This is a genomic window from Chamaesiphon sp. VAR_48_metabat_135_sub (assembly GCF_031418915.1).
In the GTDB taxonomy this organism is placed as follows: Bacteria; Cyanobacteriota; Cyanobacteriia; order Cyanobacteriales; family Chamaesiphonaceae; genus Chamaesiphon.
The window spans coordinates 40,701-55,100 of record NZ_JANOJV010000223.1 but is presented as its reverse complement, the minus strand read 5'-3'; the positions used below and the strand labels follow the sequence as shown (position 1 = coordinate 55,100).

Annotated in this window: 13 protein-coding genes; 4 read left to right on the top strand and 9 right to left on the bottom strand. The window is 44.0% G+C overall.

Features of this window, described 5'->3' with window-relative positions; all coding sequences use genetic code 11:
• The 7 genes from RMO55_RS16140 to RMO55_RS16110 all read right to left on the bottom strand — a co-directional run.
• A partial coding sequence (locus RMO55_RS16140) for a GTPase (protein WP_310428091.1) occupies nt 1-112 on the bottom strand: 112 nt, incomplete at its 3' end.
• 218 nt (nt 113-330) lie between these two features.
• Nucleotides 331-648, bottom strand: coding sequence for an SH3 domain-containing protein (locus RMO55_RS16135; RefSeq protein ID WP_310428086.1), 318 nt, complete (start codon nt 646-648; stop codon nt 331-333).
• Between the two features lie 82 nt (nt 649-730).
• Entirely contained in the window at nt 731-1,531 is an 801-nt protein-coding gene (locus RMO55_RS16130) for a hypothetical protein (protein WP_310428085.1), read from the bottom strand.
• A 439-nt stretch (nt 1,532-1,970) separates the two neighbouring features.
• On the bottom strand, nt 1,971-3,626 hold the full coding sequence (locus RMO55_RS16125; protein WP_396134353.1) for an NAD+ synthase: 1,656 nt from the start codon (nt 3,624-3,626) through the stop codon (nt 1,971-1,973).
• A gap of 249 nt (nt 3,627-3,875) precedes the next feature.
• Nucleotides 3,876-4,601, bottom strand: coding sequence for an NrtR DNA-binding winged helix domain-containing protein (locus RMO55_RS16120; RefSeq protein ID WP_310428084.1), 726 nt, complete (start codon nt 4,599-4,601; stop codon nt 3,876-3,878).
• On the bottom strand, nt 4,579-5,169 hold the full coding sequence (locus RMO55_RS16115; protein ID WP_310428083.1) for a nicotinate-nucleotide adenylyltransferase: 591 nt from the start codon (nt 5,167-5,169) through the stop codon (nt 4,579-4,581). The genes RMO55_RS16120 and RMO55_RS16115 overlap by 23 nt, the downstream gene beginning before the upstream one ends.
• Nucleotides 5,170-5,335: 166 nt before the next feature.
• On the bottom strand, nt 5,336-6,709 hold the full coding sequence (locus tag RMO55_RS16110) for a nicotinate phosphoribosyltransferase (RefSeq protein ID WP_310428082.1): 1,374 nt from the start codon (nt 6,707-6,709) through the stop codon (nt 5,336-5,338).
• Between the two features lie 744 nt (nt 6,710-7,453).
• Here RMO55_RS16110 and RMO55_RS16105 point away from each other — a divergent pair.
• The 4 genes from RMO55_RS16105 to RMO55_RS16090 all read left to right on the top strand — a co-directional run bounded on the left by RMO55_RS16105 (nt 7,454) and on the right by RMO55_RS16090 (nt 11,986).
• Entirely contained in the window at nt 7,454-9,763 is a 2,310-nt protein-coding gene (locus tag RMO55_RS16105; RefSeq protein WP_396134354.1) for a ribonuclease R family protein, read from the top strand.
• Between the two features lie 118 nt (nt 9,764-9,881).
• Entirely contained in the window at nt 9,882-10,493 is a 612-nt protein-coding gene (locus RMO55_RS16100) for a flavin prenyltransferase UbiX (protein ID WP_310428079.1), read from the top strand.
• Between the two features lie 87 nt (nt 10,494-10,580).
• Nucleotides 10,581-11,438, top strand: coding sequence for a LapA family protein (locus tag RMO55_RS16095; RefSeq protein ID WP_310428078.1), 858 nt, complete (start codon nt 10,581-10,583; stop codon nt 11,436-11,438).
• 161 nt (nt 11,439-11,599) lie between these two features.
• Entirely contained in the window at nt 11,600-11,986 is a 387-nt protein-coding gene (locus RMO55_RS16090) for an AbrB family transcriptional regulator (RefSeq protein WP_310428077.1), read from the top strand.
• Nucleotides 11,987-12,400: 414 nt separating this feature from the next.
• On the opposite strand, the gene ureG is transcribed toward RMO55_RS16090, so the two are convergent.
• Both ureG and RMO55_RS16080 read right to left on the bottom strand, forming a co-directional pair.
• A complete protein-coding gene (gene ureG, locus RMO55_RS16085; protein ID WP_310428076.1) occupies nt 12,401-13,006 on the bottom strand; it encodes an urease accessory protein UreG in 606 nt (201 codons plus the stop codon).
• 3 nt (nt 13,007-13,009) lie between these two features.
• Nucleotides 13,010-13,954, bottom strand: a complete 945-nt coding sequence (locus tag RMO55_RS16080) for a hypothetical protein (protein WP_310428074.1) — start codon at nt 13,952-13,954, stop codon at nt 13,010-13,012.
• Between the last annotated feature and the right edge of the window lie 446 nt (nt 13,955-14,400).

The following is a 14,400-nucleotide window of genomic DNA, read 5'->3' as shown; positions in this document are numbered from 1 at the left end:
TAACTCCTGGCTCATCATGCACGATCGATTCCCTTGCGCCCGCCAAACGATTGACGAGTGTGGATTTACCCACATTGGGACGACCTATAATAGCAACGATCGGCAGCGACATAAAATTCTGAACAACAAGAGAGCAATATTATAGTCTATCGCGATCGGGTGGAGTGTGTGGAATCGTTAAGCACAGAATTGATGATAGAGCAGAACAAGAGCAGCCTTATCTTATTCGTAAATCAATCCTGCTAGGTGTTGAAGCTTTGCGTCGCGGCAAAATTCCTGCAAGTTGGTTTCGAGAAGTCTGCGATCTTGTTGAGATCCTTTATACTGACGTTAATTACATAAAAAATCACCTCTAACCCAACCAACTGCACCATAAAAACGTACCTTCTGCCAGGTGAATTCGCCAACAACTTTGGCCTCGCCAATTAAAACTACTGGCTTACCAGAGGGAATCTTATTTAATACTCTATATTGCTGACCCGCACGAGAACGGAGATTGATGGTATCTCCATCGCGGCTGCAACTGTACACTGTGTTAACTCTGCCATAACCGCCAGGGCCATTCTGTGCAGATACTGAAGCTGTATTGGGTAACAAGCTGATGAACATTGCCAAGACAATTGTAGTTTCGATCGCTTTAAGTTTCATGATTTTTTCCTTGTGGATTAATAAGTATTGGGAACTGGTTTCCGATTCAGAAGTCGATCTAACTAAATAATTTTTGTCTTATTTATCGATCGATTTGTACCTCTAGAGATCGGGGATGATATTTGATAATAAAGTCTCTAACTCGATGATAGTCACCCTTTTTTGTCAGTCCAATGCAACCCGACGTTCCATCTTCTTTTTTATCTTTATCAAAACTTGGGTCCCAGTGAATACCTAGAGCAGTTCTTCTCATCTTTGGATTGAAGCCCTGTTTGGGAAAAATTGGCACCATTGTGCCACCAACCTCTCGAATACTCCCGACAACAACTCTAGATGCCACAGCATAAGATCCATCTGGTAGTGGAGCTTCTGTTAGGCTTTGATATCGATTTCTGGCTTGAGTAAACCCTCTCCCTGTTACCGCATCAAGTTGGAATACACGATTTGATGTATTGTCACGATAAGCTGTCAATTTATAAATAGGATTATTAAATCTATTGTGTGGATGATTGGGCGATTGACTCAAAATCAGGCAGGGAAAAGCCTGACAAGAATTAGCAATCTGATGCTGGGCTAAAAGTGGAATTGAGTTGAGTGGGTTAACATAAGGTACTGAAACTAAATTCGGAGATTTTGTCGTAGCAATTTTGGCGACTTCAGGCGCGATTGGTGGCGGAGATTGGACGGTAGATGATGAAACAAGTGGATCTGGCTGGGATTGCTTCAGGACAGGATCTTTGTCAACAATCGGCAATAAAGCTGGATTTTCTGTAGCAGTAGAATTTTGGGCATTTAATGTCAGTTGTGAATTAGCGCAACTACCCATTGATAAAACGATCGTACTCCACCCGATTACCCGCACAGCAATTAGAACCTGATGCATATGTGTCTACTTTAAAGAGGCTATGTAATAACTACTTACAATAGCTAGCATTGTTAATTAAGCTACAGTCTTTCTCCGTATTTTCCGCAAATGTTGGTGACTTTGAGGAAAACTAGATTCTCCGATGGAGGTGATGTAGGGAAAGGGTTAAGCTTCTTGCTAGCATCGATAGTTGTTATTCCTTACTTCAAGTATTCCCAAGTCCGAGCCGGATAATTTTGACAAAGATCGTCAATTTTGTAGAGTTTCGATCTGGTAAGCTCAAGTCTCAAACAGCAACTGAAGCAATAGACTTCCTGCGAAAGTCAGGTTTTAGGCTTTAGGTTTTAGGCGTTAGGGGAAGATATGGACGAAAACAATACTAAAAAAGATTTTGTTTTTACTTTCGCAGGAGGTCTAATTGCAGATTTAAGATCCTGTCTCGAATTTAACTTTTAACTTACTTTGACGCGATCGGCATTCGCCAACCAGTACCAAAAGCTCGATCGGTTATTTTCAATCCTGGTGGTGCTTGACGACGTTTAAATTCCGCACGTTTGACGAGTTTAGTTATTTTTTCTACTACTTGTGGATCGTAACCTCGATCGATTAGTTGTTCGGCTGATTGGTGTTGGCACACAATTAACTCTAGAATGGCATCTAAGACTTCGTATGGTGGTAATGAGTCTTGGTCTACCTGTCCTGGTTTTAGCTCTGCGCTAGGGGGTTTGGTGATGATATTGTGAGGGATAATTTCTCGCTCCCGATTCAACCATTTACAGATGGAAAAAACGCGCATTTTGGGGACATCGGCAATGACGGCTAAACCACCATTCATATCGCCATAGAGAGTGCAATAGCCCACCGCCATTTCAGATTTATTGCCTGTTGAGAGGAGTAAATAACCGAATTTATTGGAGATTGCCATCAACAGATTTCCGCGAATCCGCGACTGGATATTCTCTTCGGCGAGTCCAAATTCAGTACCTGTAAATAGTGGCTCCAGGGTGCGATTGAATCCCTGCATTAAGTCTCCAATCGGGATAGTTTCGGTATTAATTCCAAGATTAGCGGCTACGGCGATCGCATCGGTAATTGAATGCTCGGAGCTATAGGGCGAAGGCATTAATACTCCCAAAACTTTATCTGCACCAAGAGCTTCAGCCGCAATTGCAGCGACTAGGGCAGAATCGATACCACCGCTCAAGCCAAGAATTACTTTTTGAAAACCACATTTACCAATATAGTCGCGCACGCCTAATACTAATGCTTGCCAAACTTCGGCATCTGTACAATCATTTAGGGGCTGAATTTTACCTGGTTTTAAGTCTTGTTTGGATTCGTCAAATTCAACGATAATTAGGTCTCGATCGAATGATTTACCCCGACAGACTAGTTCGCCCGATCGATCGAATCCCAAGCTACAACCATCAAAAATTAGATCGTCATTTGCACCCACTTGATTGACGTATAATACCGCTCGATCGTATTTGATCGCGGTATGTTTTAACATGGCTTCTCGCACCTGTTGTTTGCCGAGGCTATAGGGCGAAGCTGATAGATTAATCGACAAATCGATATTTTGTTTGGATAACTCCTCGATCGGGTTGACTAAATAACTACGTTTGCCCCAGAAGTCTTCATCATTCCAAAGATCTTCACAGACTGTCAGCCCGATTTTAATTCCATTAATGGTGAAGCAATTAGGCTCATTACCAGACGTAAAATAACGATGTTCATCGAAAACATCATAAGTCGGTAAAAGTCGCTTGTGGAAGATATTTTGCACTTTTCCAGCGGTTAGTAATGCAATACTATTAAATAACGGTTTGCCACCTGTTGCTGCAAAATTAGGATTGGGTGTAGCTAGTCCGATTAATACCTGTAAATCTGATGGTAATTCTCTAGCTAGTTGGTGGAGAGTCTGCTCCATTTCGGTGATGAAGTGAGCATTGAGTAATAAGTCTCTCGGTGGATAACCACACAATGATAGTTCGGGTGTGAGGAGAAGATTTACGCCTTGGGTTGATACTTGTTGGGCGGTTTTTAAAATCTGTTGGGCGTTGTTTTTTAGGTCGCCGATGGTGGGGTTGAGTTGGGCTAGTGCTATTTTCATGATATTTTATTTGTACAGAATTTACAGGAATAGTTAATTTTAAAATATCGGATCTGTAGGGGCGAGTTTATGCGACTAACAACGATTGCACCAGTGATTTAATTCAAACCCGCCCAACCTGACTAGAATCTAAATCGATCGTATTTTATTATGTGCGTTACCCTACGGGATAGCACACCCTACTTAGAAAGACACATACAATCCTTTAGCTTTAGGTTACATTGACATAGCAATATCCAGTTTTAATACCTATACAAACAATAGTGGCTTATCTTTTAACGGTGCAAATGCCACCGGATCGAACCTATATAATGTAGCAGGGCGACCGCTACCACGAGATGATTTTGTGTCTGTTTCTTCTAGAAATCTTAGTTTAATTAACCGATTACGAAAATTAGAATAGTCGGAGAAAGATTCACCAAGAACGGTGGTATATAGTTGATAAATATCACTGAGGGTGAATAGTTCTGGGAGGATATCAAACGCGATCGGACTATATTCTAATTTACTTCTTAGTCTTTGATGCCCGTATTCAATAATCTGTCGATGATCGAAGGCAAGATCGGGTAATTTGTCAATTGGATACCAAGCAATTCCCCCTACTCCAGTGGCGATTAATTCGGCGGCTTCATATCTAACTAGGGCGAAGTAACTAACGGATAGATATCTGACATTATAACTATCTACTGCTTCACGCGGATCTCTACCTGGACCGCCAAAGGTGTATAGTTGTTCTAAATATAAATTGTCTACATGAATTTTCTCTGCTAAGATTCGATCGGCTGCGGCTTCTAATGTTTCGCCTTTTCTAACTAAGGTACCTGGCAAACACCATTGTCCTAAATAGGGTTCATCTTGACGCATGACTAATAAGACTAGTAATCGATTTTGGTGGGTATCGATCGAGAAAATAACATTATCTACACCTACTTTAAAATCAGCGAGAATCTGTTTATTTGATTTGCTTTGACTCATCGGAATTGGAATATAAATGATGGTGCTGAAGATATATAGCGACTTTTGGGGTTAAGCCTTGAATTGAATGACTATTACGAATTTCGGTAGATGAAATAGCTGGTGTAGCTAATGGTGCAATCTCGATGTGTGCTCCTAGCTCTGTTAGTATCTGTAAGTCTCTTGCTTCGATCTGATTGCCAGTACGCGGCACGATTAATAATTTAACTTGCGTTAATAATTCGCCGACTCGATACCATTGCGGCAATTGAGTAATTAAGTCTGCTCCAATCGTCAAAATAAATTCACCATCACTCCAAATCTTTCCAGCAGTCATCAAAGTTTCTAAAGTTCGCTGACTACTTAAACTGCGATAAACCTGAGCATATTGACTAATTGATGGATCGATTTCCGCAATTAATAACTCTAACATTTGAGATCGCTGTTCGAGAGTCGCACCATGTGCTTTAAAGGGGTTATCTGCTGCCCATACTGCTACAGCATCAAATTGTGATGCTAACCAGCCAATAATCTCTTGATGAGCGATTGTCGGCGGATCGGCACTAGTTCCAAATAGAGCAATTTTCATTGAATTGGTGGGTGGTGAATGGTGGATGGTTCCTACCGTCTATATTTCAAGCTTAATATCTAGATTCAAAGAGATAAAATTAGCCCAACATAAATATATTTATTAGACAGATATTTCCTGAACTCTAAATGCTGGGCATTGCTTACCCTACGATACTCAAGATATTTTATATTTTACCCTTCAAGTTTTGGGTTAATTCTACTAATGCTGGCGAAATATTGATAGAGAAAAATTTATCGTAATTAATATCTCGAACCTCCGCAGGTAAACTGGCTACATTTGCATCGGTGCGATTTCTAATTGTAGCCAAACTATCATCGGGCTGAAGACGAGTGCCCTCCTTCATCACAAGCTGCAATAATCCGGCACCCTCAGTCGCTAAACCGAGCGTATCGCTGGTAAATTGTCCAGATTGAGATTCACGGAAGATCTGCTTTTTGCCAGGGTAAGTCATTTTATCTGGAGATTTCTTCATCGTCGGGATATTATCGATCTCCACGAGTTTGTATACACCGTTGACTGGGCTACCTGTCACTAATTTAGTCCCCAATCCATAACCATTAATTGGTGCATTCGCCGCCCGCAATTTGGCGATTTCCCATTCATCCAAATCCCCACTGGCAAAAATATCGACATCGGGTAAAATCGCTTTTACTTGCTGGGATAAAGTAATCAAATCGCCAGAATCTAACCGAATACCTGACAGCTCGATTTCTCCCGCTGCTACTTGTTTTGCTAATCCTGTCGCGGCAGCGATGGGATCGTAAGTATCGATTAGCAAAGGTGCGCCTGGAAAATAACGGTGAAAAGCTCTAAAAGCAGCTTCCTCACTACCTTCGATCGCTCCTATCGCCATCACTAGGGCATGTGCCATCGTACCGCTGGGTTGACAACCTAATTTTAAGGCGGCTAAAACATTGGAAGTGGTATCTAATCCGCCGGCAATTGCCGCACGAGCCGCCCAAAGGGAAGCCTGGGGGCTGAAAGCACGGCGGGTGCCAAATTCAAGCAACATGGCATCCGCACCTGCAACATCGCGTAACCTCGCAGCTCTAGTGGCGATGAGCGTTTGATAGTTGATGGTATTGAGCAAGTAAGTTTCGATAATTTGCGCTTGCCATAATGGAGCTTCAATTCGTAGAATTGGCTCATTGGCGAAGATCGTCGTACCTTCTGGCACTGCCCAGATATCGCCTGTAAATCTAGCTGTGGCTAGCAAATCCCAAAATCTAGCGGGGGCGTTTTTAAAAATACCTGTGGCTTGAAGTTCGTCAATTTGAGCTGGTGTAAACTGGAGTCGTTCGAGATATTCTAGAGCTTGGGCTAGCCCCATCGCGATTAAATAGCCGAAACCTTTTGGTAGTTTTCGGACAAATAGCTCGAAACTAGCGGCAGATCGATCGAGTGCTTCGCCGACATAGCAGGCTGTCATTGTCAGTTGATACAGGTCTGTCAGCAAGCTATAGTCTTGATTCGACAGAGATAGTAGCGATTCCGATCGATCGGAATCGGTTGGAGCGATGGCAACTGCTTGATTCATTGTTTACTCAAAATAGCTTTCTTACATTATGGTATTTAATACCATAATTGTCAAGTATCACTTAGTCGAGAATTTAAAGTTGCTAACAGAATTTACTCCCCGATGATGGTGCGGCAACTCCGTTTTGGTCAAAATGGTATCAGAGGTGACATTCGAGGGTAATATTATTAAAGACACAGATCGAGAGCTGCCATCGCTATCAACGATACTTTTACTAACTTCGTAAAGCACTACCGGAGCGGCTAACAAACCGGAGAGACAAACGGTACAAGAGCGTAATTGATGTTAAGTTGATGAGAGAACAGAACTGGTAAATTGGTAAAGTCTAAGTGGTGCAACTAGTAGCTGCAAACTTTTAAGAGTTAGAGTGAGAATAGTCAATGTCGCGCAAGGAATCGCAAGGCTTGCCGTCTAAAGACAAAGATTCTCCGAATGGAGAGGCTAACGCCAACGACTCTCTTGCTCCAAAGGCGATGCCCATTATTCAGGCCCAAGATAGATTTATTAGTTAGTAATAATTATTAATTATTTATCTTTTTGGCTCAAACTGTCATGCAGCGACGGGTTTGGCAGTCTTCGCATCGCAATAACCACCGCCGCCACAAGTATCAGCAGCTCATGTATTTGGATACTTTACTGTTGCTAAAATTGTGGGAAGAGTACCTTTGCCGAATATCCCGTAAGTTAGCAGTGCTACAAATTTAATAAATGAATATGTTCTTGGGTGGAGGTAAATTAAACTATATGGAATTTTCGATCGCCACGCTGCTGTCGCATGTTAGTCCTGAGAAATTAGTTACCCCAAAATTACTAGAGAAAAAATTGGGGTGCGAAACCCCATCGAGTGTCGAGCAATTGGATCTCGCTTTAGATTTATTAGAAAAAATTGGGATCTTAGCGAAGGAGAAGGGTAAGTTTCGCCGCGAACTGACGGAACGGATTGTTGAGGCGAAACTCCGCTGTTCGAGTAAGGGATTTTGCTTTGCGATTCAAGATGAGGAGAGTGCGGACGATATTTATATCCGCGAAAGTCATCTCAGCAATGCCTGGAATGGCGATCGAGTCTTGATTGAAGTAATTAAAGAGGGGACCCGTCGGCGCAGTCCAGAAGGAGCCGTCAAGCTGATTTTGGAGCGGGCAAATCCTTCGGTTTTGGCTAGGATAAAACGGCTAGAAACGGGAGACTATCGGGCGATACCTTTGGACGATCGACTGTTGTTTGAGTTGGAAGTGTCTCCGAATGGTTCGATTCCAGGCACTGATGGACAGGAACATGCTAATTTAGATGACATTCTCGATCATCTGGTGCATGTTGATGTACTGCGTCACGCGATTGGTCAAGATCTGCCAACGGGTAAAGTTGCCAGGGTATTGGGGACTACCGCCGAATCTGCAGCGGATATCGATATTGTCACTTGCAAGCACGATTTACACCAGACGTTCGCGCCAGCCGTAGAAGCTGCTGCTGCCAAAATTACCACAGGTGGGAAAGATCCTCTGAGCGATCGACGTATCGATCTGACACAATTGCCGACAATTGCGGTGAGCGAAGAGGTGGGGGCGATAGATAGTGCCTTGACGATCGAACATTTAGACGGTGATATCTGGCGGTTGGGCGTACATATTGCGGATATCGCTAGTTATATTAATGCTGACGATAGGCTCGATCGCGATGCCAGAAAACGCGGTACGGCGGTATATTTAGGTGAGAACCCGATCCCCCTATTACCTGCGTCCGTTCATCAGGCTTGTGGGTTTTTACCAGGGGCCGAAAGACTGGCAATTTCGGTGTTGCTCTCGCTCAACAATTTGGGTGAGTTGATTGAATTTAACATTCAACCGAGTAAAGTTCGGTTAGATTGGTTGCTGCATCCGACTCAAATCCAAGCCGTATTAACAGGCGAACCCGCCGAAATCGACCCACAAGCGATCGAAATCATCAAACCGATCTGGGAAACGATCGCACCAGCTTTCAGAGCGCAACGGCGATCTAGAGGGGGTCTGGAAGTCGATCTGATTCGGAAGCAGGCTCCATTTGCCGATGAAGGCAGATTGGGGGTGATTTTCTTAGACGATCCACAATCGTTGCTGACTGATGTAATGGTAATGGCAAACTATGCTGTAGCCGTCCATTTGCAAGCTTTACAGGTACCAGGTATCTATGCAGTTCAACACCATCCCGAACTGGTAGAAGTCAATGACACGATTAAACTGGCGATTAACTTGGGCTTGAATTTTGAGGGCGAAGTCGAAACCGAAATCAGCGTCGCTGACTTACAACGCCTCAGCCAACAATTCGCTCAGTCACCAGTCCCCCAGGTCCTCAATTACCTATTCAAATCCCTGCTCAAAACCACCGTTTATAGCAGCAAACCTGCGACTCATTTCGGCCTCGCGATCGAGAATGGTTACACTCACTGTGTTTCCCCACTGCGCCGCTACCCTGATATTTTAGTCCAACGGGTGCTGCATGAGGTGTTTAGTAATGGACGCGATCGCAAAACTTCTCGCGCCAAAGAGATCGTCAATTTGGGTAGCAGTAGCTGTCACGGGCAAATTACCTGGAACGTCCTCACTCCAACGGTTCAACAGGAACTAGAAGCCCAAATCGCGGGTTCTATTGCCCATCTAAACGATCGAACCAAAATTGCTCAGGATGCCGAAAATGACCTCGCAGGCTTACAAAAAGCTGAGAAAATGAAAGCCCGCACAGGTGAAATTTTCCAAGGCTTAATCACAGGCGTACAGTCCTACGGTTTCTTTGTCGAAATCGAAGATTCCCTAGTAGAAGGCTTAGTACATGTCAGTTCTCTCAAGGATGACTGGTACGAATTCCGCCCCCGTTACGCTTGTCTCGTCGGGCGCAAAAATCGGACTTCCTATCGTCTAGGCGATCGAGTCGAAGTCCAGGTTAAAAGTGTAGACTACTATCGTCAACAAATCGATCTAGTCACAGTCACCAGTATGCTGTCTGAAGCCGCAGCAAATGAAGCCGCAGAACTAGTAGATTCACCCGCAGAGGAAATAGAAGAATTTGAACCTGTCAGTGAATAGATTTGCTCAATAATGGGTGAAAGGGTAAAGGATTCAATATCCCCGACTTCTCCAAGAAGTCGGGGATATCTTACGCCCCAACACCCCAACACCCCAACACCCCAACACCCCAACACCCTTGAAACCCCTCCTCCTCGGAATCACTGGCGCGTCTGGCTTAATTTATGCGATTCGATCGATTAAATATCTGCTCGAAGCCGACTATCAGATCGAACTAGTCGCATCGAGATCTACCTATATGGTATTTCAAGCCGAAGACCAAATTAAACTACCTAGCGAACCAGAAGAGCAGGAAGCTTTCTGGCGCGAAAAATCTGGCGTACCCACTGCTGGTAAATTACGCTGTCATCGCTGGGCGGATGTTGGCGCAAATATCGCCAGTGGCTCCTTCCGCACCCAAGGGATGTTAATTATCCCCTGTAGCATGAGCACAGTCGGTAAATTAGCCGCTGGATTGAGTGGCGATTTACTCGAACGCGCCGCCGATGTCCAACTCAAAGAAGGACGTAAACTAGTCATCGTCCCTCGCGAAACCCCTTTTAGTCTGATTCATTTACGCAACCTAACTACCCTGGCAGAAGCAGGAGCCGCAATTGTCCCCGCGATCCCAGCGTGGTATCATAAACCCCAATCGATCGAGGATCTCGTCGATTTTGTCATTGCTAGAGCATTGGATCGACTCGATATCGACTGTATCCCCCTGAACCGCTGGAAATCAGACGAAAGTTGAAAGTGGATGGTGGATAGTGAATTTGGCCACACCCCTACTCCTCACACACCCCCACACCCCACTCTCCACACCCCCACATTCCCGACCATGAAGATCGCTATCGCGCTACTAATACCAATTTTATTGGGGATAGTTGTGGGGTCTAATTTATCGCCAGTGATGACAGTAGTCATCCTCAATCAGCCAACAATAGCATTACCGATCGGGGTATGGTTAATGATGGCGATCGGATTGGGAATATTATCTAGTAGTCTGATTCAGTTAGCAATATCGATCGATCGTCGTCGGTTAAAGCGACAGATCCGGCAATTACAATCGCGATTACCGCAACCAGATGAAGATATCTTTACCTATACATCACCAGTTCCTGAAACTGACAAATCTGCAACTGATAAACCCGTTAGTGCAGCCCCTGAAAACGATAATCCTTCCCCAGCGAAAACCAGTCGATTTAGTAGTTATCGATCCAGAGTTAGAGAACGATTTAGCAGTAAACCTTCAGCCCAGTCAATTATTAGCGACGATCTCGATGATTGGGAAGCAGAGCCAATATCAAATCGTCAATTAGAGTGGGAAGATCCTCTCCCACCTCCCCAGCAGAATAGCCAATCTCCAAATAATAGATCTACCATCGACAACGAACAAATTTATCCAAATCGACGCACTCAAATAGTTGAGAATGAGCCAGAACCAACTCGTCGCCAAGTATACGATGCAGACTTTAGATTGATTCAGCCACCTTATAAAGAACCATTAGAAACTGAATTTGAGGACGATCTAGTAGTAGAAGATTTTGAATACACTGAAATAGATGAAGACTTCGATCGATCGGCATATTCAGTGAAACCACCATCAGACAATCGATCTACACCTTCAAAAAATCTCGACGAGGAAGATTGGGGATTTGATTTTGACGATCTCGATCGTCCAGTTCGATCGAATTGAGGTCGATCGCTGTTAAATTTAATTTTAATTTTAATTTAATTTGAACTATGATTATAACTAAGTGCAAAATGTACTAATATAAAGTCAGCTTCATCATGGCTAATACATGAAGTAAACTGTATATCCAGCCAAAAATATCCGCCGTATTCATTAATCAAACTATGTCTAAAGTCGATTCCGTAGCAGAAGCAACCATCCCCACAGCCCCACTTACTGGGAAAGCTCTGCTCCAAAAAGTTAAAGAACTTTCACATCTTGCCAAACGTGAAACTGCTACACAGTGTGGCTATGTGAAAACTACCAAAGCAGGTGTTACCCGCACCGATCTATCTGGTTTTTATGATGCTGTGCTCACTGCCAAAGGAGTCAAACTTGATGAAACTAGCAGAGATAATCGTGGTAAAACCGCGACTTATAAGGCAACGGTTCACAAGAACGGTCAATTGTTAATTGGTGCTGCTTATACCAAAGAAATGGGCTTAAAAGAGGGTGATACTTTTAGTATCAAACTCGGTTATAAACATATCCACTTGGTTCAAGATAGTTAGATGAACTACCCCAACCTAGAGAGGGATGGGGAATTTCCGAACATTCCGTTAAAACAATGGAAGCCGTGGCAGTTGCTGCGGCTTCCATTGTTTTATCATCTAAACAGAAATTTACTCAGCAATTCCAAATTCAAACCTATTCCGATATGTCGTAGATGGCGGGTGTCTTGTCGTTTTTTTATGTGGGGGTTCCCCCCGCATAAAAACGCCGCTTTATGCTAGAAATCCTCGCACCGCAACATTAATTGCGAAACGAACCCGCCCAACCCCACCAGCAACAATCAATTATTGGTGGAAAATCGGTAAAATATCTTGAATTTGGAATTGCTGGAAATTTACTATTTAATCTTGCGCCGCATTAGGAATCAATCTTGACGACCCGAGAGTAGCAATTCTCATTTACGCCACCTAATATTAGCCACCAACCACAACCCGATCGATTACAAATTTCACAACTTCCGCCAAACCAGTCCCAGTTTTGAGATTGGTGAAAATAAACGGTTTATGACCGCGCATTTTGATACTATCTCGCTCCATCACACCTAGATCGGCTCCAACATGGGGAGCAAGGTCGATCTTGTTGATCACTAATAAATCTGACTTAGTAATACCTGGACCACCCTTGCGGGGGATTTTATCGCCACCTGCGACATCGATCGTGTAGATAGTGACATCCACTAGTTCGGGACTAAATGTAGCCGCGAGATTGTCGCCACCACTTTCGAGGAAGACAATATCTAGATCTGTAAATTGTTGCTCTAATTGTTCAATCGCGGCAATATTCATCGAAGCATCTTCCCGAATCGCCGTATGGGGACAGCCACCAGTTTCGACACCGACAATTCGAGCTGGCTCTAAGGCTTGACTCCTGACTAGAAACTGAGCATCTTCTTGAGTATAAATATCATTGGTAACTACTGCCAACTGATATCGATCGCGCAATTGTTTGCACAAACCATCGAGTAATGCAGTTTTACCCGAACCAACTGGTCCAGCAATACCAACGCGGAGGGGAGTCATAATTTAGGGGTTAGGGTTGGGTTCTTGTTCGCATTGTTCGTCAGAACAGGAAACGGTGATTTGACCGATGGCTGCTCGATTATCATACTTCTCAGTTTTGAGATACTCTTCATTACTTTCGGGATATTCTCCCGCAAAATTGCGAGTTTTCACTGGTTTGGGGCGAAAGGCTAAACCGTTAGGATGTTGGGTAAAGTTGATAAACTCACGGGACTCATTTTCCTTGCTCAGAGATAGGGTAGCATCGCCATAAACCGAGGCTGCTTGTTTAATGGGAGTACCAGGACCGACACCTTGCTCGGTCCGATAATTGGGATTATCGGTCATCAAGTGTTGAATCCGATCTGCGTCGGTAAATTGAGTTCCCGCTGGATAAGGAATATAGTACTGTACCGTTCCTGCTTTTGTTACAGCGATCGCGTCAAACCCCTCAATAAAACTAGTTTTGATCGAAAACTCGAACCCCTTGCCCATGTGAGCTTTGAGATCCTTGAGACTCATCCCAATTTTGGCACCCCCGATGCCCACTGGGGTAATTTGTTGGGCTGGATCTGTGGGAATATTGAGTTTGGAGATTGGTGCTGGTTTAGGATTTGCAGCGATTTTAACTGGTGCTGGTACGACCGGAATCGAGATCGGAGTAGGTGTAGGGTAAATAGATTTGGGTAGAGCGGCGATTGCTGGTGTTGATGGTAATGCTTTCGGCGTTGGTTTGATAGTAGGTACCTTGCTCGGTAAGGGGAATAGTACCACAGGTGGGGTTTCTGGTGTCGGCTGGCTCGCCACAGGCGATGGGACTGATGGTGCAACGCTTGGACTAGGTACGGATGTGTCTATAGGTGTGGGTGTAGGTGAAACTACCGCAATTGGTGGCTGGCTCTTTTTTCCACAAGCAGTCAGTCCAACTATTGCCAATAAACATAGGTTGAGATAAATTTTCTGTTTCATCACTCTACACTCTAAATCTCGTATCCGTGAAAAAATCGTCTGTGAAGTTGTGCTGTGGGAGTTACAATGCCTCTAGATAAGTGGCGGGGCGTAGGAATGTCTATATTGCGAGGGAATAATCCCACACTCTACGCGCGATCTTTGAAATACGAAGTAAATCACAACTCAATTCTACCTCTAGTTAGCAGTTGGTAGCCACTAGCAAATGCCAGCATTGAGACACAAAATGCCCACAAACTAGTAGGTTGCAAGATAACTCCACCATTTACAAACACGAGGATAATTCCTATGGCGATCAAAAGCTACCCAAAGTTCCCCATTTGCCGTCACCAAAATGTCAGCGCGCTAATCCCCGCGACTAATGAGAGGAAAGGGGCGAGCGGGGAGCAGAAAGTGCAAAAATAGGGAATCATACCTTAAATCAGCAACGCCAAAACTCCTACTAC